Origin of the sequence: Pseudomonas helleri (genome assembly GCF_045830615.1) — a bacterium.
GTDB classification, from domain to species: domain Bacteria; phylum Pseudomonadota; class Gammaproteobacteria; order Pseudomonadales; family Pseudomonadaceae; genus Aquipseudomonas; species Aquipseudomonas helleri.
This window is the reverse complement of sequence record NZ_CP174501.1, coordinates 5,095,318-5,118,898: the sequence shown is the minus strand read 5'-3', so window position 1 is coordinate 5,118,898 and position 23,581 is coordinate 5,095,318. Positions and strand designations below refer to the sequence as shown.

The window sequence follows — 23,581 nt, the reverse complement described above, 5'->3', positions numbered from 1 at the left end:
TCCGGTCAAGCAAGCGTAGGAAATTTGGAGTTTAGAGGAACAACCCCGGTCCCGGGGCACTTCCTTCGGGGAATCTGACGCCCACTTTGCCTATCTTGTTCCCGTCCATGACCGCGACGGTCCAGATGGTGTTGTTCCACTCGACCTGGTCGCCGACAACCGGCGCGCCGCCGACTTTTTGCGCAATAAAGCTGCTGAGCGGAGTGTCCGGGCTGATGCCATCGAGCTTCAGGCCGTAAAGTGCCGAGACGTCGCCCAGCTGGGCATCGCCTTCGAGTACAAAGTCGCCGAAAAAGCGCAGGTCCAGCCCGCGAGTTGGCGGCTGGCTGAACAGTTTGCCCAGGGCTGGCAAGTTGTGTTCATGGCCGATCACACAGAGCAAATCGCCGATTTCCAGCGTGGTGCTACCCGACGGGTGGAGCAACGTCTGGTCGCGGAACAAGGCGGCGATACGCGTGCCTTCGGGCATTTTCAGTTCGCGCAGGGCCGCGCCGATGCACCAGTTTTGTGCGTCCAGCCGATAAACGAACAGCTCCCACTCGCTGGTCACGTGTACTTCCAGGGCGGAGCGGGAGATAGGCGCGAGGTCTGGCGGTACGGTGACCTTGAGCAGCTTGGCGACCCACGGCAGGCTTGTGCCCTGCACCAAAAGGGATACCAGCACGATAAAGAAGGCGAGGTTGAAATACAGCTGTGCGTTCGGCAATCCCGCCATCAGCGGGAACACCGCCAGAATGATCGGCACCGCGCCGCGCAGGCCGACCCACGAAATAAAGGCTTTTTCGCGCCCGTGGAAGGCCTTGAAGGGCAGCAGGCCGACGAATACCGACAGCGGGCGGGCGAACAGGATCATCCACAGGGCCAGAAGCAGCGCGGGTACCGCAATAGGCAGCAGGTCGTGTGGCGTGACCAGCAGGCCCAGCACCAGGAACATGCCGATCTGCGCCAGCCAGGCCATGCCGTCAAGCATGTGCAAAATGCCGTGGCGGCTGCGGATCGGGCTGTTGCCCAGCACCAGACCGCACAGGTAAACCGCCAAAAAGCCGCTGCCGTGCAGGGCGTTGGTCAAGGCAAACACCACCAGCCCGCCAGCGATCACCAGAATCGGGTACAGGCCGTTGGCCAAGTGGATACGATTAACCATTTGCAGCATCAGCCAGCCGCCGGCCAGGCCGACAATCGCGCCGATGCCGAACTCGCGCAGCAAATCCAGGAGCAGGCTGGCATGCAGCGTCGTTTCGCCGCTGGCAAGCATGTCGATCAGGGTGACGGTGAGGAACACCGCCATCGGGTCGTTGCTCCCGGATTCGATCTCAAGGCTGGCCGAGACCCGTTCGTTCAAGCCCTTGCCGCCCAGCAGCGAGAACACCGCCGCGGCATCGGTGGAGCCGACAATCGCGCCGATCAACAGGCCCTGAATCAAATTGAGGTTAAACAACCAGGCCGCCACCAGGCCGGTCAGCCCGGTGGTGATCATCACCCCCACGGTGGCCAGCGAGAGGGCAGGCCATAACGCCACGCGGAAACTGGAGACCCGCGTGCGCAACCCGCCGTCGAGCAAAATCACCGCCAGGGCGAGGTTGCCCACCAGATAGGCGGTAGGGTAGTTGTCAAAAATGATACCGCCGCCATCGACACCGGCGGCCATGCCCACGGCCAGGATAATCACCAGAATCGGGATGCCCAGGCGTGAAGACAAAGAACTGACCAGAATACTTGCGCCTACCAGCAACGCGCCGATCAAGAACAGGCTGTTGATGGTCGTCGCATTCAAAGGCAGTACTCCATAAAAAACAGAAAAGACAGGGCGTACCCATGCAGGCTACGTGCCAGCGATTCTAACCTGCGTTATTGGCGCGCTGTCAAAAAGCTTTTCAGGGTTGCTTGGCCGTGGATGAAACACGTGCTGCGAAGTGTTCTGTAGTCCATTGCCGCCTTGTCTCTGTTGAGTGACGGAGGAAATGGCTTTTTCTTACAAGAGAAATGGAGCCGGCCTGTATTTTAATGTTAGGCAAATTGTGTCTACTCACGGCTCTGTTTAGCCATGGACACGTCATGAAGCCCACAATTGCGACTGATGACAGGCCCGGTGCGTTGTACACCGTGGCAATTCCGCACTTCCTGCTGCTGTATGTACTGACATGCGGTTGTTACTTGTTCTATTGGTCTTACCGCAACTGGGCCTTTTACAAAGCCCACTCCGGTGCTGCGATTACACCGGTGATACGCGGCCTGCTCTGGCCTTTTTTTGTCCTCGAGCTGTTCGACAAAGTCCAAAACGCTCTGGACAGAGCGCAGCAACCTCATCGCTGGTACCCCGAAAGCCGGGCGTTATTGATCATGCTGCTGGTGATGCTCTCGGTGCTGCTGTTCACCTTCCCTGATCGACCATTGGGCATGGTGTGCGTCTATGTGGCCGAGGCTGTTTTGATTGCCATTAGCGGCTATCTGTTTATGGGGGCTCAGCGGGCGATCAATTTGTTGAGTGGCGATACGCAGTAGTTGTTTGGTTCAGCTTCAACACGTGACGTCGGCGTTTTTGGCGCACAAAAAAACCGGGCACCCTCACAGGTGCCCGGTTTTTGTCAGTTAAGCCGGTTAATGTTTAGTGTTTGAGGCAATGGGTCCACTGTATCTACCAGTTTTTCGACTTCTTGTTGGAATGCTTTGCCGCCATCCACTGCCAGATACCGGACATGCACAATGATGTCGGTGAGTGAATCGAACATCGTTACCTGGTGCTCAGTCTGGAAGCGAGGGAAGTGCAGCGTCCAGGTGGAGATCGCACCAGTGCCCTCAAAGGGGTAATAACGTTCATCACCAAAATCCATCATGAACATCCCGCGATCATCGACCCCAGTGGAGAGGCCAATCTGCTGATAAGCACGAGGGTTGGACATGATGTTTGTATTGTCAGCTATTTGATCTTCTTCAGATTCAAGCGTGTAGAGATACCTCACACCCTTCATATCGGGTGCCATGAGGGTGTCACTGCTCTGTTGGGTGAGGGTGGCGCGAATGTTTTGATAAGGGCCGAGTACGGCCGGTATCGATAGCGACACATTGATCAACTGGCGCAGGTAATGGCCGGGGTAATCTTTGTCAAAGGTCGATGCCTTCAGCGCGAAGGTGAGTTCACCTTGAGCATCGCCTTTTAACGCCGTAATGATCTGCTCCCATGACCTGCCTTGCGGATACTCATTTGAATGTTCTCCAAGCAGTTGCCGAAGCGAGATGGTTTTAGTCAGCTCAAGGCGCCGCTCATGGCGATTGAGGAAGGCAGACTCCATGCGCAAGAGGCCCAGCTTCAAGGTTTCGCCAGCGGTCAGCCCGTAGTAGTTGTCTGCCCAGGCGGTAGACGGAATGAAGTGAGTGTCGCGGTCGCCGATTTCATACTGCCAGCACGCCTCGGTGCTCAGGCACAGCGACAGCACCACATCGTAGGCCTGAAAGTACAAGGTCGACATCTGGCTCAACAGCCACTGGTACAGTGCTGCTCCTGTGGCACGGTTTTTCAGGAAGGTATAGTACTCCTGGGCTTGAGCCTGGGCTTTTTGAGCTTGGGCCAAGCTGATTTTTGCAGCGGTAGTGGCAATTTTTTGAGTCTCGATCTGTAACTCGATTTCCTCCCGTTCGGCTTTGGATTGCGCCAAAAGAAACTCCCACTCGACACGGCGGCGACGGAACTGCTCGTTCAGTGTCAGTTCCTCCATGTTCATCAACAGACCTTGGGCGCTCGCTTGTAGCGCTGATGCGGCGGCGAAGGCAGGGCCAGCATATGACCCACCCCCTGATGATGTGCCGAATATATTGGGCGCCAGCGACGTGAGGTGCCCGGCTGCCGTGACGGCAGTGGCTGCGATATTGAGACTGTTTGCAGCACTGTGGGCCGTTATTTGTTTTTTCTCGGCGGTACTAACATCTTCTTGTATCAGAGCGGTGTAGTAGTTGACGCGGTCTTGTATTTTGTTGCTGCTGCTTTGCAGCATCTCGACAGTTTTTTCCGATTGTGCGATGGCTTCCACCTGAAGCGCCTGAGTGAAGCCCGACAGGTCCAGGACATGGGACTGTTGCATTTCTTCCTGGTGGGCACGGTCACGTTGCTCCATATAACCGCGCACTTGGTCGCCAAAGCGAATCAGTGTTTCGACGGCATTTTGCACCCGTGGCAACATCGCCCTGAAGCGGTACGGCGGGATGATCGCCAGTGAGCCTAAACGCCGTTGCGCGCTGCTGCGACCTGCCAGTTGCGCACGCAGTAAATCCAGAGGGTTGGCTGCAGGCTCATACAGGGACAGCTGCAGCGGTTTGCCATCCAGGGTCAAATTGTGACGCAGGTTACTAAGGCGCAGATCAACTCGGCCCCATATGTCCAGCAACGCCGAGTTCACCGGTAACCGAAATGAAGGTGCATTGAGCAAGCGTAACCACGGCTCACCGTTGACTTTGTGTGGCAGGTTGACGGAGCGGGTCGCCAATATGCTGTTCTCAAAAGTGTTGAAAACCTCAGGGTCAACTTGTGCAGCCACTTCTAGCGTCTTGGGTGTCCATTGACTGATGCTACGTCCATGGGCAAGCGCCCCGAGTAACGACAGCGCCCTCACATAATGCAGTTTGGCTTCGTTGAGGGTGTCACGGGTCAATTGCCGGTAGAGCATGTCGCCGCGGGCAATTAAATTGTTCACATAAAAGATGAAAATATTTTTCCGGTAATGCAAAGGTTCGCTGTAGGCAATAGCGTCCGGGTCGCCCAGATTGTCCAGCTCATAACTGGCTATACCCGGCTCTGCCAAGGGGCGGCAGGCCCAGTAGCGATATTCTTCCTGCGGTGGGGGATTGAGCGCTTGAACCCGTACCTGTGGGTTGAAAATGTTGTGCAGCCAGTTTTCAGCGCCGATGTAATCGAACTCCGAATGCAGGCGATGGGCAATCAGATGAGGGACATGGAAGAAAATTTCCCAAAAATACCGAGCATTGGCACTGTTAAAGTCCAAGGGTTGCGCAACGTTTGCGGCATCTGGATAGGGAGGCTCTAGAGTATGTTGGCTTTCCCAGTTCAAAACACTCTCAAGTGAAAACTGTGCTTTGCGCGAGAATTCCTTGGCAAACAAGCTGTTTAAACGGACATACCGAAAGCCAACGCCCACTACGTTCAGGTCCAGAAAAAGCGCGCCTTGGTGTTCAAGTAAAGTAGGGGCCGGACGAGGTTTAGGTGCAAAGATTAATTTGAAGTGGTTCCAGCCGAGGTCGTGCGCATGGCCTCGCTCGACGCCAAATGCGATTGTGAGTATTGAATTGTCGATGGAGATTTTATCGGCTTCAGTCAGTTCATATCGACAAATGGGTGTTTTAGCCGCGCCATTTAGAGTGAGGTTTCCTTTCCAAATGTCCTTGTAAACCGAGCCCTTGCTGGTGAAATGCCATAGTTCGAACTCAATGCGGATGGGTTTCCAAACTTCTCGAATTGAGTTTGAGTTGTTGGCTAATGAAATTTCCGTTATCCCTTGGTCTATGTGAAACACGTCTGCCCTGAAACCAGCGCCCTGCTGAAGCTCTTCGGCAGAATACTTCCGGAGGGTTTGAAGTGTTACGTCAATTCTTGTTTTGGCTACATATAAGTAGGGCGCGCTGCTGCCCATGATTTTAAAATCACTTTTTTGGGTTTTTCCAACCTCGACAAATTGGTGGTAAAGGGTAACGCTTTCAATAGACGTGGTTCGGGAATTACTATAGAAAGTGGTGGTTGCGAATAATGTTCCGTTTTCGTTAATGATGTCTACGGTGTAGGGGTTGTAGGTTTTGAAGCCGGGTTTATTTATGTAAGTTGAGGGTGTTTTAATATAAAAATGTAAATAGTCATATTCGAGCCTTGGTTCGTCACACAGGCCCTGTATTTCAAGGAAGGCGGAATTTTCATTTTTGTGCAGGGTGGCGGTGAGTTCTAGCGATTGATTAAGCCCACCGGTAACGATGTGGTTATAGGCAGACGCTTCGTCCCAGACGACAGAGCTTAATGTCCAGGGCTCGTCATCTGATCCAGTGTCTAATCCGGTAAAAGGATATTGCAAACGGGCAGGGTCGTTGCCGTACATCATGTGTGCGATAACATTCAGTTCAGAGTCAATCTTAGACTCATCGAGGGACATCAATGGGTTAAAGTACTTGTCATATGACTGTAAGAAAAATTCCCCTTCTTGGTTTTTGTTTTCAGTATCTCTCCATTGGAAACTAATTGCCAAATGAGGGTCAGATTGATCGCGAATATCCATCGTGGCGGTGAGTACAAATCGGCCATCCTTTTCCAGGCTAAGATCTTCTTTTTGGGTGGTGCCAGTATGCAGGGTTGTTGCCGGTGACCAACTATCATTCAGTTGTTTAAACGCCATTTTTATGTGGTAAAAAAAGAGGCCGGTTTTTTTACCTTCATCATCATACTCAGGCACACCGTGTTCGACCCAAATCAGATGCAGACGCCCATCAATGACGACGCCTCTGGCATGCGAGACGTTGGCGCTGAGGGCTGCGTCAATTTTTTTCCATTCGCTCCAAGCCGTGGGCGCGAGTTCTGTAGGCGGTTCTTCTGCAGCCGGGGCGCCAGTCAGTGGGTCAGGAGTGTAGGCCTTGCCAAAAAAAATCGCGGCTTTACGCCAGTAATATGAGAAAGGCTCTATAGTCTGACGACCAATAAAATAGTAGTCGGCGTTAGCAAAATCAGTGCCGTCTATATAGCCAGAGACCACTTTCAAGTTGCTGACCACTTCGAAAGCGCTTAGGTAGTTTTTGAGCGCAGTCTGTACGCTATCGTGAGTAATACGGCTTTGCGCCAGCTCCATTTCAAAGGCTTGGAACTGGCTGCTTTTATGTTGACGTAACGTTGGGTCAATATAGTTTTCCGGGTAGTCTTCAATCATCTGATAACCGGCCCACGTACTGTACTCACTCATGCCATCGTGCCAGCGGTTCAGTTGCTCTTGCGTGAAATCATACGGATAGCCCGGTTCCATGCGGTTATAAATGGCATGGATATATTGCTGGAGGCTGGCAATGGCCTGCGCAACACGGCTGGTTTCTACTTGGGCGCTGACCTGGTTATCGATCAGCAAGTATTCGTACAGATCTTCCGGCGTGGTGATGCGTATGGGCGCGGCGGAGGGTGATGACGTAACCATCTGGCCCAAGTAATAAGCGACCAATGCATCACGGCGTTGTTCTTCGAGCTCGGGGATGATGGAGGTGTTCATTGTTCTTCACCGTGTGTGTTGGTTGCTGCCAGGCCTGTAACAGTTCCTTCCATTGTCCAAATAAATTCATCAGGTCCGACGGCGCCGCTTACATGGACTTCCATTTCGGGAGTCCACTCTCCATTTGGCTTGTACCTATAACCATTCACCCATTCATTTGTAGACCCTGTGGCGCTCACCATTAAATTGCAAACGCTGGATTCGTTGAGTTTTGGTATTGTTGCAGTTATGTTGAGGGGCACTTTTGATCTGTAGTACGGAAGTAGGTGGTAAACCGAATCCTTGTAGCCAATTCTGTATATGATATTGAAATTTAACTCCTCTATATGCGCCTTGTGAGGGATTAATATGAAGGGTATGGAAATTCTGCTTTCCCATTTCACTGGGTTTTTCGTATTGGTTTCAATTTCAAGAATAAGGTCTTTAATTACAAGCGACTCTTTCATGGGTTCGCCTATGTCTACGGTGATATCAGTTCCTGATTTTAAAGAAGTAAAGGTGGTGCCGGTATGGCTTATTTTTATTCTATTTTCAGCTAAGCTTGCTGACATGCCGCCCACTACGCCTTTGGCGCTTAATGTGCACGGAACGCCTTCAACGGGTGCACCATTTTTGTCTACAGCTTTGATGTTTATGATGTGGGTTGCGTTTTTCGGTAATAGCTCAGGTCGCCCTGGAATAGGGCCTGGAGGTATAGAGAATACAATTTCATGGAACTCAGGCGTGCAGACGACTGTGAAGTCGCGACTGCTTGCACTTCCAGTGACGGTTGCTTTAATTGTTGATGAGCCAAGCGGAAAGCTTTTAGAGCTAAAAGATGCCATCCCGTTTTTATCCGACTCAGTACTGTAACTAAATACATCGTTGATGCTCCATGAAACGGCTGTGCGAGACGCAGCATTGCCGTCGCTCTCCAGCCAAACGAAAAACTCTACGGGGGCAGGGCTGCCCGTTACATAAGAATCAGAGGACGCCTCTGATCGTGCTATTTGTACCTGTGGATGAATATTTGTGGCAGCTGAGTTTTTATCCTGTATCGCGCCGCCCGCGCTCGCGGTAATAATAACCGTCCCGGTTGCATTGGATTTGAATCGAGATTTTGCGATGCCATTGATATCTGTTTTGCTGGACGTGACAAGTAGTGTTCCAGTGTCAGCGCTCCAGGCAATAGTCTGTGGCTCGGAGACAGGGTCTCCATTGAGTTCCACCACACGGCAACTTAGTTCTACTTCAACGCCAATGACAGCGGGGTTGTCAAAGCGCACGTATTCAAAATAGGGCGTGCTGGTGAATGTGACGGGATCAAAAACGAGCGGTGATGCTTTGTTGTATTGAGCGATGACAGTACTTGATCCCGCAGCATCGCTCCGTAAGCTAGCCTTACTTTTGCCTGACGCATTGGTACGTGTGGTATGCCGGTGAAACTGACCTAAGTTAGTGCCCCATTCAATGGCGCGGTCAGCTCCATAGTTACCGAATAGGTCTTTGAGCGAGACAGTGAATTCGATAGCTTCCAGATTGTTAGAGAGTGCGCTGGACGGCGTAAATGAGGGGTTAAAAAAATCAAGCGAGTCTTCATCACAGCCGATAGTCACCTCTGGAGCAAGAATTGTGTCATTAAGCCCAAACTTGGCTACGACATGGGCGAGCCCCATTTCTGCTCCGCTTTTCAGTGTGACCGACGCTTGTCCAAGTCGATCAGTTAGACTTAACTCCGGTTCTAGAACGCCAATATCCGTGCTCCACCTGATGGTTATGTCCTCACGTGGTTGATCCTTAAAGTCTTGCAGAGTAAGGGTCAGCGTGGCTCCTTGGTCAGAGGGGTTGTTAGCGATCAGATAGCTATTGATGACAGTAATCACACCCTTCTGGCTTTGGCCGACTTCCCCGCCTGGCTTGTTGGGCAAGCCATCTGTCAGGCAGCTCAGTGCTTGTTCTGAGGCGCCACGATACTCTTCAAGAGGGCTCGTAGGCGTGAGGTTGCCGAGGGCTAGCAGCGCTTTGGCGTCCAGACCGGTTTGTTGACACAATTGGCATACCCTCACCATCAGGTCCATATCTGGCAGTGTGCGTACCACACCTTCATCAGGGTTAAGATGAAAGGCCACTGTCAGTACTTCACGCACTCCCCATTGAAGGAAGATGGCTAACTTGTTCGCGGCACTGTCTCGGATTAATACCTTGTCGCTTTCTGTTGCTTCAGTCCAAGCGTTATTGATTAGCCGGAAATAGTTCAGCAGTTGATCTTCACTCTGTTCGCTCACACTCAGGATTTGGGTGTACTGGGTGAGAATATAGACGCAACGAAGTGAGAGGCGCGTATCGCTCAAGCCGAACCATAGAGGTCGTTCGCATAGTTGGGTGATGAGTGTTGGGCTTAGACTCAGGTGGTTGGTCACGCCCGCAAGTTTGGCCAACGTGCTCAGCATGCTTAGTACGTCGTCGCCAATAGGTACATCCGGCCTTTCAATGATATTGGCTGAAACCCGGCACACTTCTTTGAGCATGTCGTAGCGGTTGCCACCCGCCCAAATCAGTAAGGTTTTAGTGAGGTCGGTTGACACTGTCAGATAATCAGCAAGGCCTTCAAGCAGTAATGCTTCCTGCACCCCTCGTGCTCGCATGATCATATTGACCAATCTGGAATGTAGCTCATCAGGCAGATTAAACGTGTCGATTATCGATGTTACGGTGTCGCTCAGTTGCACCTCAAAGCTTTCTTCGTCTTCACCATGATAAATAACGAGGCCTTTACTGTTTGAGGCGGGATTACTGTTGTCCCCTGCGTCAATGTATTCATAGAGCAGTCCGAACCAGTCGATTGTTTCGTTTTCGTAAAGTTGCTGGCCGTTTTCGCCTTGTTTGATAAGCAGTACTGAAGTAGGTGCATTCGCTTCGGCGAAGCTGCTGTCGGTAATGAGCGCTGATTGAAGGCGCAGGCTCATCGAGTGTAATAGGTTGTATTCAGAATCAGTGGCCACCGGGCTGGTCAGAGCGGGTAGCACTGCTCGGCATAGCATGGAGACTGTCCACTTATATTCACTGAGCCAGGTTGTGCAATCAGCCAGTGCGTGGATTGTGCTCAGGGTGTCGCTGTTTGCCGAGGTTTGGTACGTGATGATGTGGGTACGGCCAGCCAGTTTGGAGACCAGTTTGCTGCCGCCGTTATCCAGAAGTTCGAGTAGCGCCAGCGCCTCGATGGTACTCAGCCCCAGGTAGCGTGGCAGCCGAGTCAGTCGGTAAAAGGCTGAAACCACCGTAGTAGACCAACGCAGCAGCTCAGCATTCTGAGCTTGCTGAACGAGCTTGGCAGTGAAGCGATAGGTTTCGTAGGTCATGCCCAATGCCGCGCACAAATGATCGACTTTTTGGCGCTCGGCATCGGTGCTCGGCGTGATGCTGAGCTCACTGTTGTCGAGTATCAAAGGCTGTGGAAACAATGCCTGGCTATTGAATACACGGTCGAACTGTGACAATTCCTTGCCTCTGCCCTGAGTGGCAAGACCATTGAGCAAGGTGGCAAAGTCATCGACGGTGATTTTATGGGTCGCCCGCAAACGCTGGAACACACCGAGTGAGCGAAGCGTGTCGGCGGTAATCAGCAAGGGGGGGCTTTTTTGTTCTGCGGCAATAGACGCTGTCAGCAGTCTGTCGACTTGGTCAAACGGCAAGTCCAGCCAGCGGGCCAGTCGAATCATGCGGTTCATTCGGTCGAATTGATCGTAAGAGCAATTGATCAGTTTGTGGCTGAGCGTGTTGCCCTGATCATCGAGCTGGGCCTCAATGGCGATGGCTCGGCTTTGTCCGCCATTCACGTACACCGAGCCAAACACTGCGCCGTCGATAGGTTCACGTTGTGAGCCGGTATTCGGTGATTGAGTCGGGGCATAGGGGCCTACCGATAGCAGTGAGTCGAGTTCATCGCTGCTCAGCCCGGTTTGTAAACAAAAGGTTTTGCTGTCCAGCAGTTTCTCGGGATCTTCCAGGCCGTAGTTGGTTTTAAAAAAGTCTAGTGAGAACGTGCTCTCATCTTCGATCAACCGGGATCGCGGGTTGATCCGATACGTTGGGCGCGGTGCATTGCGTACGGCGGGGGAGCCAGTGTCGGGGTAGTACGGAGCTTCGAGTAGCAAGCTTTGTTGCTCCGGCCCAAAGCCGGTGTCTTGTTGCAGGGCTTCATCGGAGTGCAACGAGTGGGCGCCGGGTTCTTTAAAGTAGGGATAAGCAGGGTCGATGCAACGAATGACATCGCCCAGCGAGCGCTGTTTTCTACCCAGCACATAGTTGATTTGCTGCAGATAGCGTTCATAGGGCAGCGTCTGTGGGTAACGGGCTTGCAACAGCACGTCGTCAACTAATGTTTCTTCCCTGCTATGTTCATCCAGATACGTGCGGATTGAAGTTTCCAGAATGTCGTTAACCAGCACCAGTGTCGGCTCGATCTGGTTTAGCGCCGTGTGGTCGAGTATCAGTTCGGCCAGGTCGGGGCGTCGTTGCGCCAGGGTGATATTCCCCAGCGCCATAGAATTACCTTCAATCGTCAGCGCCTCGCGGTACAAATCAGCCAGATAGGCGATGGGTGAGGTGGTCGCTTCGATGGCGTCCGGGGGGCAATGGGCTGCCCAGTCAGGGTCGAACATGCCCGTGTAAGTGGGGCCGTCTATCAGGCCTTTTACCCCGGTTTCTGACGGGTAGGCATTGCGGATGCTGGTGGTCAGGCGCTGCTCGCGAAATTGTCGGGCGCTGTGAGCTGCAAGCACCTTGGCCTGTTGCAACAAAGGGCGGGCCTCGGAAATATGCATCTTTGGGTCAGTCGCTAGCAGGCGGGCCAGAGGTTGCGCGGCGATGTCGAAAACGGAGTCAAACGTTTCGCTCAATAATTGCTGGCGTGATGCTGAAACGCCTAATTGACTCATTGGAGAGTTTTTTTTCTCACTCATGCTCATTTTCGCCTCTCAACAGTGTGATGTAGGCTTTCCCGTTAGATATGCACGCGTGGGCCTGTGGTTTTTTCTATCCACATATTTAGGTTGGCGTGTAGGAAATGTCTGCTGTCAGAAATGACAGGTCTGCAGGGTGGGCTGCTAATAAATTGAGCTGAAAGCCCCGACCTAGACACATCGGAAGGCTTTGACCACTTGTCGGGTATATAGAACGCTTTGGAGGCGAAGACGTTTTTGGCGCACAAAAAAACCGGGCACCCTCACAGGTGCCCGGTTTTTTGTAGCTCGGCGTTTAACCGATGGTCATCAAGCTCGCGTTACCACCCGCAGCAGCGGTGTTGACGCTCAGTGCGCGTTCGATCACCAGGCGTTCCAGGGCGATGTTGGTTTCGCCTTGAGACAACCCTTGCACCCCGACAATGGCGCCTGCACGTTTGGCCACGTGCTGGCATACCTCGCGCAGTTGGTCGCTGTCGCCGTGGTGCAGGACCGCGTCGAAAACAACGTCGTCCTTGGTCCAGTCCTCTACGCGCTTGATGCGCGCTTGCACCTCTTTTGGCAGACGGGCAAACAGGGCTTTGCCCAGATCGCTGTCCGGCAGTACCGCCGAGCTGCCCACGGCCAGTACGCCAGCCAGTTGGGTCAGCAGGTCGCTTTCAGTGTCGGCCAGGCACAGCACGTGTTCGCGCGGCAGGATGGCGTAACTGTTGCGCTCGCCGGTCGGGCCGTTGAGCAGGCGGGTGATGCCGCTTTGCGAGTGGGCGGCGAATTCGCTGCACAGTTCGGCCAGCGCCGCTTGTTGATTGCTTTGTGCCCAGGTTTGCAGGGCGTTGAGCGGCTTGCTCAGCGCTTCGCGGGCCTGGGTGTCTGGCGCGCTGATGGCGTCGACTTTGGCGAACGATTGCTCGATGGCATCGCTTGGGCGAGTCGACAGCAGGCGGAACAGGTACAGCGGACCGCCGGCTTTCGGGCCGGTACCCGACAAACCTTCGCCACCGAACGGCTGTACGCCGACCACGGCACCGACGATGTTGCGGTTGACATACACGTTACCGGCGTTGACGTTGTTGACCACTTTGGCAATGGTTTCGTCGATGCGGGTATGCACGCCCAGGGTCAGGCCGTAGCCCGATGCGTTGATCTGGGCGATCAACTGGTCGATGTCTTTACGCTTGTAGCGCACCACGTGCAGAACCGGGCCGAAGATTTCGCGCTCCAGTTCGTCGAAGCTTTCCAGCTCGATCAGGGTCGGCATCACGAAGGTGCCGCGCTTGGATTCTTCGATGTCGGCAATGGCCATCTGGAAAACGTTGCGGCCTTTGTCGCGCATGCCCTGGATGTGTTTCTCGATCCCGGCCTTGGCTTCGGCATCGATCACCGGGCCAATGTCCACGCTCAAGCGCTCCGGGTTGCCCATGCGCGATTCGGCCATGGCACCTTTGAGCATTTCGATGACGCGGTCTGCCGAATCTTCCTGTAAGCACAGCACGCGCAGTGCCGAGCAGCGCTGACCGGCGCTGTCGAACGCCGAGGACACCACGTCGATGACCACTTGTTCGGTCAGGGCCGAGGAGTCGACGATCATGGCGTTCTGGCCGCCGGTTTCAGCGATCAGCGGGATCGGGCGGCCTTGAGCGTCCAGACGGCCGGCGATGTTGCGTTGCAGCAGGCGAGCGACTTCGGTTGAGCCGGTGAACATCACGCCTTTGACCCGATCGTCACCGACCAGACGTGCGCCCACGGTTTCGCCACGGCCCGGCAGCAGTTGCAGCACGCCTTCTGGAATACCCGCTTCCAGCAGGATGCGCACGGCCTGAGCGGCCACCAGCGGTGTTTGTTCGGCAGGTTTGGCCAGTACCGGGTTACCGGCGGCCAGCGCTGCGGCCACTTGGCCGCTGAAAATCGCCAGCGGGAAGTTCCACGGGCTGATGCACACCACAGGGCCCAGCGGGCGGTGGGCGTCGTTGGTCAGGTCATTGCGCGCCTGCACGGCGTAGTAGCGCAGGAAGTCGACCGCTTCGCGGACTTCAGCAATGGCGTTGGCGTAGGTCTTGCCAGCTTCGCGGGCCAGCAGGCCCATCAGCGGCTGGATCTCTGCTTCCATCTGGTCGGCGGCGCGTTCCAGGATGGCGGCACGTTCGGTCGGCGGGGTGGCCTGCCAGATCGGCGCGACGTTCAGCGCGCACTGGATCGCGTTGTCTGCGTCTTCAACCGTGGCTTCTTGCACATAGCCGACCACATCGCGCAGGTCGGCCGGGTTGAGTACCGCGGCCGGGACTTGGGTGCTGGAGGTGCAACCGAGCATCGGCGCGGCTTTCCAGTCGTTGTGAGCCGTGGCCAGCAGGGCACAGGACAACGATGCCAGACGATGTTCGTTGGCCATGTCGATGCCGCTGGAGTTGGCGCGTTCGCTGCCATACAGGTCACGCGGCAAAGGAATGCGCGGGTGCGGCAAGCCGAAGCTGCCTTCGGCCGTGGCCATTTGCTCGATCTGGCTGACAGGGTCGGCCACCAACTGGTGAATCGAGATCGAGTGGTCGGCAATGCGGTTAACAAACGAGGTGTTCGCGCCGTTTTCCAGCAGGCGACGCACCAGGTAAGCGAGCAAGGTTTCGTGGGTGCCGACCGGAGCGTACACACGGCACGGACGGTTCAGCTTGCCTTCGGAAATCTTGCCTACAACTTGTTCGTACAGCGGTTCACCCATGCCGTGCAGGCATTGGAACTCGTACTGGCCCGGGTAGTAGTTCTGACCGGCGATGTGGTAAATGGCCGACAAAGTGTGGGCGTTGTGCGTGGCGAACTGCGGGTAGATCGCTTCGGGGACGGCCAGCAGTTTTTTCGCGCAGGCAACGTAGGACACGTCGGTGTACACCTTGCGGGTGTACACCGGATAACCTTCCAGGCCTTCGACTTGGGCGCGCTTGATTTCGCTGTCCCAGTAGGCGCCTTTCACCAGGCGGATCATCAGGCGGTGACGGCTGCGGCGGGCCAGATCGATCACGTAGTCGATCACGTACGGGCAGCGCTTCTGGTAAGCCTGGATGACGAAGCCGATGCCGTTCCAGCCGCTCAGCTCTGGCTCAAAGCACAGGCGTTCGAGCAGGTCGAGGGACAGTTCCAGGCGGTCAGCTTCTTCGGCGTCGATGTTGAGGCCGATATCATATTTCTTGGCCAGCAGGGTCAGCGACAGCAGGCGCGGGTACAGCTCGTCCATCACGCGCTCGTATTGGGCGCGGCTGTAACGCGGGTGCAGGGCCGACAACTTGATCGAAATGCCCGGGCCTTCATAAATGCCACGACCGTTGGAGGCTTTGCCGATCGAGTGGATGGCTTGTTCGTACGAGGCGAGGTACTTCTGCGCGTCATGTTCGGTCAGTGCGGCTTCACCGAGCATGTCGTAGGAATAACGGAAGCCCTTGGCTTCAAAGCGCGTGGCGTTGGCCAGTGCTTCGGCGATGGTTTCGCCGGTCACAAACTGCTCGCCCATCAGGCGCATGGCCATGTCGACGCCCTTGCGGATCATCGGCTCGCCGCTCTTGCCGATGATGCGGCTCAGGGAGGAGGTCAGGCCTGCTTCGTTGTGCGTCGACACCAGTTTGCCGGTCAGCAACAGGCCCCAAGTGGCAGCGTTGACGAACAGCGACGGGCTGTTGCCCAGGTGCGGGTGCCAGTTGCCGGTGCTGATCTTGTCGCGGATCAGGGCGTCACGGGTGCCTTTGTCCGGGATGCGCAGCAGCGCTTCGGCCAGGCACATCAGGGCCACGCCTTCCTGGGACGACAGCGAGAACTCTTGCAGCAGGCCTTGCACGATACCGGCACGGCCACCGGCGCTCTTTTGATTGCGCAGTTTTTCGGCAATAGAGGCGGCCAGGGTCTGGGTGGCTTCGGCCATCGGCGCAGACAGGCGCGCCTGCTCCAGCAGCATCGGCACCACTTCGGGTTCCGGGCGGCGGTAAGCCGAAGTAATGGCTGCACGCAGGACTGACTGCGGCAAGATGCTTTCGGCAAATTCCAGGAAGCACTGGTGGGTGTGATCGGTGTTGGTGTCATCAGCGTCATCGCTGGTGCCTGCTGGCACACCGTTCAACTCCGCCAGGGTTGCACCACCCTCGAGTTTTTCCAGGTAATTGAAAATTGCCTGTTTGATCAGCCAGTGTGGCGTGCGATCAATCGAGGCCGCGGCAGCCTTCAGGCGCTCGCGGGTTGGGTCATCGAGTTTGACCCCAAGGGTGGTGGTAGCCATTTTTTTATCCTCATGGGTGCCACATGGGCGCGGCAGCAGCTGGCGGCAAGATTAGCGCTGCGCTGAATTGGGTGCAACTAGGTGCAACCCGGTTTCATCAGAATTTTTTTCCTAGCCTGTCGGGGCGAGCTTGCCTCGCGATTGGGTGATCTTTTAAAAGATCGCGAGGCAAGCTCGCTCCTACAGGGAATGTGGGGTTTTCGATTGATACGGGGCGCTTTTGCGTCGAAAAAGAAGCGAAAGGCGCGACAAGGTGCAACTGACAAGACAGAAATTGGTTGCACCTGATTTGCGTTGTTGCATAGCATTCGCGACTTAGGTGTGACCCTTTGAACCCACAAGGTTCTACGGCTGACGCTTTTCCTGGAGAAGCGTCCGTCATAAATGCGCAGCCTGGTTAACCGTCTCAGACAAAACGTTTGTGAATGTGCGGCCAGGCGGCCGTCAACGATAAAAACAATGCCAGGGCTTAATGCAATGAGTGTAAGTAACCCAACCCTGATCACGTTCGTGATCTATATCGCGGCAATGGTGCTGATTGGCTTTATGGCTTATCGCTCCACCAATAACCTGTCGGACTACATTCTCGGCGGTCGCAGCCTGGGCAGCGTGGTCACCGCGTTGTCCGCTGGCGCCTCTGACATGAGCGGCTGGCTGCTGATGGGCTTGCCGGGTGCCATTTACATGTCCGGCCTGTCCGAAAGCTGGATTGCCATCGGCCTGGTGGTCGGTGCGTATTTGAACTGGCTGTTTGTGGCCGGGCGCCTGCGGGTGCAGACCGAGCACAACGGTGATGCGCTGACGTTGCCGGACTACTTTGCCAGCCGTTTCGAAGACAAAAGCGGGCTGCTGCGGATTATCTCGGCGGTAGTGATTCTGGTGTTCTTCACCATTTACTGCGCCTCGGGCGTGGTGGCCGGTGCCCGTCTGTTTGAAAGCACCTTTGGCATGTCGTACGAAACAGCCCTGTGGGCCGGTGCTGCGGCAACTATTGCCTACACCTTCGTCGGCGGCTTTTTGGCGGTGAGCTGGACAGACACCGTGCAAGCCACCCTGATGATTTTTGCGCTGATCCTGACGCCGATCATCGTATTGCTGGCAACCGGTGGCGTTGATACCACGTTCCTTGCGATCGAAGCCAAGGACCCGGCCAACTTTGACATGCTCAAAGGCACTTCCTTTATCGGCATCATCTCGCTGATGGGCTGGGGCCTGGGCTACTTTGGCCAGCCGCACATTCTGGCGCGCTTCATGGCCGCAGACTCGGTGAAGTCGATCGCCAACGCACGTCGCATCTCCATGACCTGGATGATCTTGTGCCTGGTCGGCACCGTTGCCGTCGGCTTCTTCGGTATTGCTTACTTCTCGGCGCACCCGGAAGTGGCGGGCCCGGTTAATGAAAACCCTGAGCGGGTGTTTATCGAGCTGGCCAAGCTGCTGTTCAACCCGTGGATTGCCGGTGTCTTGCTGTCGGCCATTCTGGCGGCGGTGATGAGTACCCTGAGCTGCCAGTTGCTGGTGTGCTCCAGCGCCCTGACAGAAGACTTCTACAAATCTTTCCTGCGTAAAAATGCCTCCCAGACCGAGCTGGTGTGGGTCGGTCGCGCCATGGTGCTGCTGGTGGCCGTGGTTGCCATCATGCTGGCGTCTAACCCGGACAACCGCGTGCTGGGCCTGGTGAGCTATGCGTGGGCAGGCTTCGGTGCTGCGTTTGGCCCGGTGGTGCTGATCTCGGTACTGTGGAAAGGCATGACCCGCAATGGCGCGCTGTCCGGTATTTTGGTCGGGGCCATCACGGTGATCGTCTGGAAACACTTCAGTTTGCTGGGGCTGTACGAAATCATCCCGGGCTTCATCTTCGCCAGCATCGCCATTTTGGTGGTCAGCGCCATGGGCCAAGGCCCAAGCAAGAAGATGGTCGAGCGCTTCGAAGCGGCTGAGAATGACTTCAAACTGCACCACTGAGTTCAGTGAGTTGCGGCCCACCTAGTGGGTAACAGACAACGGCCCGTTTCCCATGGAACGGGCCGTTTTTATTGGGGCTCGCTTAAGGCATGGCATTGCGCGTGGGAATAGCAGCGTGTCCTGCCCGGAGGTTTCTCATTTGTGAAGCGGGTTCTTCTGAAGCGTAAATGCCCTGCTCCAGACGTATTAACCTTGGTTAAGCGCTCACTGATGAGTGCCTCAATCAAGGATGACAACCATGCGTAAAAAGATTTTCCTCGGGCACATCTCCGCTCGGGACTTGCCCTTCTCATTTCAAAGCCACTATCACTGGATTATTTCGGTGTACGCCCGCAAACCGGGTGGTGTAGAGCGCCTGCTGCTCGAAACGCACGGCTATTACGCCATTCCGGCACCCTGGACGTTCGCCTTTCACGTCGATGACGATGAGTCGCCGGAGCCCGTTGAAGCCCATCAAATCCGCGTGCAAGTGCTGGACAAGGACGTACTGATTGCCGATGCCAGCGAGCAGTTCGCGATTGACTGGGTGGCGAGTGAGGTCAGCGTGCATAACCTGGTATTGGTGCCGCGAGCGATTTGAGCAAGGCGCCGTCTGGCGTGGAGCGAGGCTTAACCCCTGACGTTATTCGCTGCACAGGGTAAACTTCGCTCCCTGCGCAGGAGCAACCATGAACTATCGTCACGCCTTCCACGCCGGTAACCACGCCGACGTTCTTAAACATATCGTCTTGACCCGCCTCATCGCGTTGATGTCGCGCAAAGAGCAGCCTTTTGCTTACCTCGATACCCACGCCGGGCTGGGTTTGTATGACCTTCAAGGCGATCAGGCCACGCGCACGGGCGAATACCTGGAAGGCGTCGCACGCTTGTGGGGCAGAAAAGACCTGCCCGCGATGACTGCGGACTACATGCAGGTGCTGCACAAGATGAACCCGGACGGGCAATTGCGTTACTACCCGGGTTCGCCTGAACTGGCACGTCGCACCACTCGTGCGCACGACCGCGTGTTGCTCAACGAAAAACACCCTGAAGACGGTGTGATGCTCAAGGCCAACATGAAGGGCGACCGTCGTGTGGCGGTGCACTTGGGCGAAGGCTGGCACGTACCGCGTGCGTTGCTGCCCGTGGCCGAAAAGCGTGCGGTGATGCTGATTGACCCGCCGTTTGAAAAGCTCGACGAAATGCAGCGTTGCGTGGAGTCGTTAAAAGACGCCATCAGCCGCATGCGTCAGACCGTTGTAGCGATCTGGTACCCGATCAAGGACAAGCGCCAACTGCGCCGTTTTTATCAGGATCTGGCCGCCTCCGGCGCTCCGAAGTTGTTGCAGGTCGAGTTGTTTGTGCACCCGCTGGACACCCCCAACAGCCTGAACGGCTCGGGCCTGGCAATCGCCAACCCGCCATGGGGTCTGGAAGAAGAACTGCGCGAACTGCTGCCATGGCTGGCCAAAACACTGGGCCAAACCCAGGGTGGCTGGCAGATGGAATGGATAATCGCTGAATAACGATCACCTCACCTTGTAGGAGCGAGCTTGCCTCGCGATCTTTTAAAGATCAAAAGATCGCGAGACAAGCTCGCTCCTACAGGGGGTGTGGTGTCAGATCGGGCAGGTCACGCCTGTGCCGCCGATGCCGCAGTAGCCTTGCGGGTTTTTCGCCAGGTATTGCTGGTGGTACGCCTCGGCGAAGTAGACCGTTGGCGCCTGGTCGATTTCGGTGGTGATAGTGCCCAGGCCAGCCTTGGTCAATTCAGCCTGGTAGGCCGCTTTGCTGGCCTCGGCCGCTGCCAGTTGTTCTGGCGTGGTGCAGTAGATCACCGAGCGGTATTGGGTGCCGATGTCGTTGCCCTGGCGCATGCCCTGGGTCGGGTTGTGCAGTTCCCAGAACATTTTCAGCAGGTCTTCGTATTTCACTTTTGCCTGGTCATACACCACCAGCACCACCTCGGTGTGGCCGGTCAGGCCCGAGCAGACTTCTTCATAGGTCGGGTTGGGGGTAAAGCCTCCGGCGTAACCCACCACCGTGCTGACCACGCCGGGTACTTGCCAGAACTTGCGTTCTGCGCCCCAGAAGCAACCCAAACCCAAGATCGCAAAACCGACGTCGTCCAGAAACGGGCCCAGCAGCGGGTTGCCGTTGACGAAGTGGGTTTCGGGCAGTTGCATCGGTGTTTCGCGGCCCGGCAGGGCTTGTTCTTGAGTGGGTAGCACGTTTTTATTCACCAGGATTTCCGAGCGCAAGACCATGTTTCAAGTCCTCTCAGTCAGATTGCAGGAAGTTAGAACAGCAGTGTGCCCGAGTGCTGCGTCGCTGTCAGGTCAGCGGTCCGCGCGGGTAGCGTTTGAGTGCACGTTCCAGTTCGGCACCGGGGATCGGCCGGTCGAACAGGTAGCCCTGGCCCACGTCGCAGCGATGGCGGCGCAAGAAGGCCAGTTGGGCGGCGGTCTCGATGCCTTCGGCCACCACTTTAAGCTTAAGGTTATGGGCCATGGCAATCACCGCTGAGGTGATTTCCATGTCGTTCTGGTTGTCGGGGATGTCTTTGATAAAGCTGCGGTCGATTTTGATGATGTCGATCGGGAATTTCTTCAGGTAGCTGAGCGAGGAGTACCCGGTACCAAAGTCGTCCATGGCCAGGGTCAGGCCCAGCTCTTTGAGCTGATCCAGTTGCAGGCGGGTGTCGTCGGTGGCTTCCAGCAGCAGGCCTTCGGTCAGTTCCAGCTCCAGCAATGCCGGGGGCAGCTGTTCTTCCTTGAGGATGCTGGCAATCGAGGCGACCAGATCCGGGTCGGAAAACTGCTTGGGCGACAGGTTGATCGCCACCTGCAAGTTGCCAAACCCGGCCGCACTCAGTTGCTTGCTCATACGGCAGGCCTGGCGCGCGACCCACTTGCCAATGGGGATGATCAGCCCGGTTTCTTCCGCGACGCTGATGAACTGGTCGGGGCGGATCATGCCTTTTTCCGGGTGGTCCCAACGCAGCAGGGCTTCCATGCCCAACAGCCGCCCTGTGCGTAAACACAGCTTGGGTTGGTAGAACACATCCAGCTCGTTTTGGGTCAGGGCGCGGCGCAGGTTGTTTTCGACGAACAGCTTATAGCTGGCCTCGGCGTTCAAGGTTTCGGTGAACACCTGCACCTGATGCTTGCCGTTGGCTTTGGCCTTGTGCAGCGCCAGCCCGGCGTTACGCATCAAGGTCTGTGGGTCGAGCCCGTGCAGGGGCGCGCAGGCCACGCCGACAGAGCCGGTGACGCTGATCAGCTGGTTATCGACGAACATCGGCTTGTCGAGGGTCATCAGCAACTGGCTGGCGGTTTGCTGGCCGATTTCGAGGGTGGCGTTGTCCAGCAGTACGGCAAATTCGTTACTGGCAAAGCGGGCCAGATTATCTTCGGGGTTCAGGCTGTTGCGCAGGCGGCGCGCCAGGCTGATCAAGAGCTTGTCGCCGGTCTGGTGGCCGAGGCTGTCGTTGATCCGCTTGAAGTTGTCGATGTCCACCAGCAACAGGCACACCTTGGTAGCGCTGTCATGGGTGAACCGCTCATCGAGGTTGCGGATAAACGCCGGGCGGTTGCCAAGGCCGGTCAGGTTGTCGGTGTAGGCCAGGCGTTCGATCCGTTGTTGCGCCAGCTTGGCCTCGGTGATGTCTTCGTAAATACCGATGTAATGGGTCAGTTCGCGGTTGTCGCCATACACCTTCGAGATCGACATCTGACCCCAGTAGGGCTCCAGGTTTTTACGCCGGCTCTTGAACTCACCTTGCCAGCTATTGCCCTTGCTCAAGCTTGAGTGCGCATCGAACAGCAGGTCGCTGAGGTTCTCCAGCGCCAGCAGTTCAGACAGCTTGTGGCCCTGGACTTCTTCGGCACTGTATTGGGTGATGGCGGTGAAGCTCGGGTTGACGTACTCGACCACGCCGTCGCAATTGACCAGCAAAAAGGCATTGGCACTTTGCTCGACGGCCCGCTGAAACAGGTGCAGGGCGTTAGTGGCTGCGCGCCGGTTGTGGTTGTTGATGACTTGCGCGAACTGGTCGGCCAACTCGCCGGCAAAGGCGATTTCATCGGCTTGCCAGGCCCGCGTCTTGCCGGTTTGCTCAAGGCACAGCACGCCAATCACCTGGCCGTCGATGCGAATGCTGGCATCGAGCATGGCGTTGGTGTCGTGGCGGTTCAGGCAGGCCGCCAGTTCCCGGGTGCGCGGGTCGCGGTTGGCGTTTTGCGCGTCGATGGAGCGGCTGGTGTGCAGGGCGTCGAGGTAGTCCGGGAACAGGCTGATGTCGATGGCGTCTTGGGCTACATACGCCTGGCTTTCGCGCTGAAACGCCGAAATCGGCAGCATGCGGTGGCCGTCGAGGGTCCACAGGCTGGCAGCGTCCAGCTGGTAAATGTCGCAAGCGCTGCGGGTGATCAGTTCGGCGGCTTCTTGCAGCGAGTTGTGCTGGCTGTAGCGGTGGCGGGCCAGGCGCAGGATCAAGTCCTGTTGGGCGCGCACACGTTCAAGGTGCTGCAGTTGTTCTTGCTGGGCGCGCTGGTTGAGTTCCAGGGCGATGTGCAACCGGCTGTTTTGTGTTTCCAGCTCTGTGACCGGGGCCAGCGCGGTGCTGCTGACCGAGCCCTCTACTACCAGCACATAACCGCGCAACAGTTGGCGGTTGTGTTGCTTGTAGGCTTCGCCCACTTCCATCAGATTCAGCGCCCCCAGGGGCGTGTGCAGGGTGTAATGCACCACATAGTGGGGGCTGGCGCGCAGTTGCAGCGCAATCGCGTCATGCAAGCGATAGCGCGCTTTGGGCTCCATCAGGCTGGCGTAGGGCGAGCCGACCAGTGCACACAGCTCAGTGGCGGGCAACCCGACGTAGCGCTCGCAGCCTGGGTCGAGGTAAAGCAAGGCCCAACTGGCTTCATTAAGCCGCTCGAAACGCAGCATCCCGAGCCGCGAGGGCACGGGTAACTGCGTCACGACCTCGGCTGCCGTTCGCAGGGCAGCATCGGATTGGCTTTTCATTGGGGTACTCGCTTCACACTTGCGGATGGCATCAGGGCTCAAGCCCTGTTCCTGCTGTCTGCGGCAAGGTTGCATCATGCGTACTGAGCTGACAAGTGAACATGATTGACATCACCCACTTGAAGGTTAGCGCCGCAACGTCAGGATGCAACAGGCTGGCGATCGCTGGTTTCAGTTTT

General features: G+C 56.2%; 10 protein-coding genes. 4 read left to right on the top strand and 6 right to left on the bottom strand.

The annotated features are described in order from the left end of the window. Nucleotides 1-31 precede the first annotated feature (31 nt). A complete protein-coding gene (locus ACJJU9_RS22960) occupies nt 32-1,774 on the bottom strand; it encodes a potassium/proton antiporter (protein WP_048386312.1) in 1,743 nt (580 codons plus the stop codon). A 281-nt stretch (nt 1,775-2,055) separates the two neighbouring features. Here ACJJU9_RS22960 and ACJJU9_RS22955 point away from each other — a divergent pair, with 281 nt between their 5' ends. Then, nucleotides 2,056-2,502, top strand: coding sequence for a hypothetical protein (locus ACJJU9_RS22955; RefSeq protein WP_048366957.1), 447 nt, complete (start codon nt 2,056-2,058; stop codon nt 2,500-2,502). Nucleotides 2,503-2,585: 83 nt separating this feature from the next. On the opposite strand, the gene ACJJU9_RS22950 is transcribed toward ACJJU9_RS22955, so the two are convergent. From ACJJU9_RS22950 to putA, 3 genes are all read right to left on the bottom strand, one after another. Further along, nucleotides 2,586-7,241 carry a neuraminidase-like domain-containing protein gene (locus ACJJU9_RS22950; protein WP_407729603.1) on the bottom strand — a complete coding sequence of 1,552 codons (4,656 nt, stop codon included), beginning with the start codon at nt 7,239-7,241 and terminating at the stop codon, nt 2,586-2,588. Further along, nucleotides 7,238-12,181 (bottom strand): Tc toxin subunit A, encoded by a 4,944-nt coding sequence (locus ACJJU9_RS22945; RefSeq protein ID WP_407729602.1) that lies wholly within the window; start codon nt 12,179-12,181, stop codon nt 7,238-7,240. The genes ACJJU9_RS22950 and ACJJU9_RS22945 overlap by 4 nt, the downstream gene beginning before the upstream one ends. 295 nt (nt 12,182-12,476) lie before the next feature. Next, on the bottom strand, nt 12,477-16,430 hold the full coding sequence (gene putA, locus ACJJU9_RS22940; RefSeq protein ID WP_407729601.1) for a trifunctional transcriptional regulator/proline dehydrogenase/L-glutamate gamma-semialdehyde dehydrogenase: 3,954 nt from the start codon (nt 16,428-16,430) through the stop codon (nt 12,477-12,479). Nucleotides 16,431-16,907: 477 nt separating this feature from the next. On the opposite strand from putA, the gene putP reads away from it, so the two are divergent. The 3 genes from putP to ACJJU9_RS22925 all read left to right on the top strand — a co-directional run bounded on the left by putP (nt 16,908) and on the right by ACJJU9_RS22925 (nt 19,900). After that, nucleotides 16,908-18,395 (top strand): sodium/proline symporter PutP, encoded by a 1,488-nt coding sequence (gene putP, locus ACJJU9_RS22935; protein ID WP_048366662.1) that lies wholly within the window; start codon nt 16,908-16,910, stop codon nt 18,393-18,395. Between the two features lie 238 nt (nt 18,396-18,633). After that, nucleotides 18,634-18,975 carry a hypothetical protein gene (locus tag ACJJU9_RS22930; RefSeq protein ID WP_153329391.1) on the top strand — a complete coding sequence of 114 codons (342 nt, stop codon included), beginning with the start codon at nt 18,634-18,636 and terminating at the stop codon, nt 18,973-18,975. 88 nt (nt 18,976-19,063) lie between these two features. Then, nucleotides 19,064-19,900, top strand: a complete 837-nt coding sequence (locus tag ACJJU9_RS22925; RefSeq protein ID WP_048366660.1) for a 23S rRNA (adenine(2030)-N(6))-methyltransferase RlmJ — start codon at nt 19,064-19,066, stop codon at nt 19,898-19,900. Nucleotides 19,901-19,993: 93 nt separating this feature from the next. Here ACJJU9_RS22925 and msrA read toward each other — a convergent pair whose 3' ends face one another. Next, nucleotides 19,994-20,641, bottom strand: a complete 648-nt coding sequence (msrA, locus tag ACJJU9_RS22920; RefSeq protein WP_407729600.1) for a peptide-methionine (S)-S-oxide reductase MsrA — start codon at nt 20,639-20,641, stop codon at nt 19,994-19,996. A 67-nt stretch (nt 20,642-20,708) separates the two neighbouring features. Beyond that, on the bottom strand, nt 20,709-23,402 hold the full coding sequence (locus tag ACJJU9_RS22915) for an EAL domain-containing protein (RefSeq protein WP_407729599.1): 2,694 nt from the start codon (nt 23,400-23,402) through the stop codon (nt 20,709-20,711). Nucleotides 23,403-23,581: the final 179 nt, after the last annotated feature.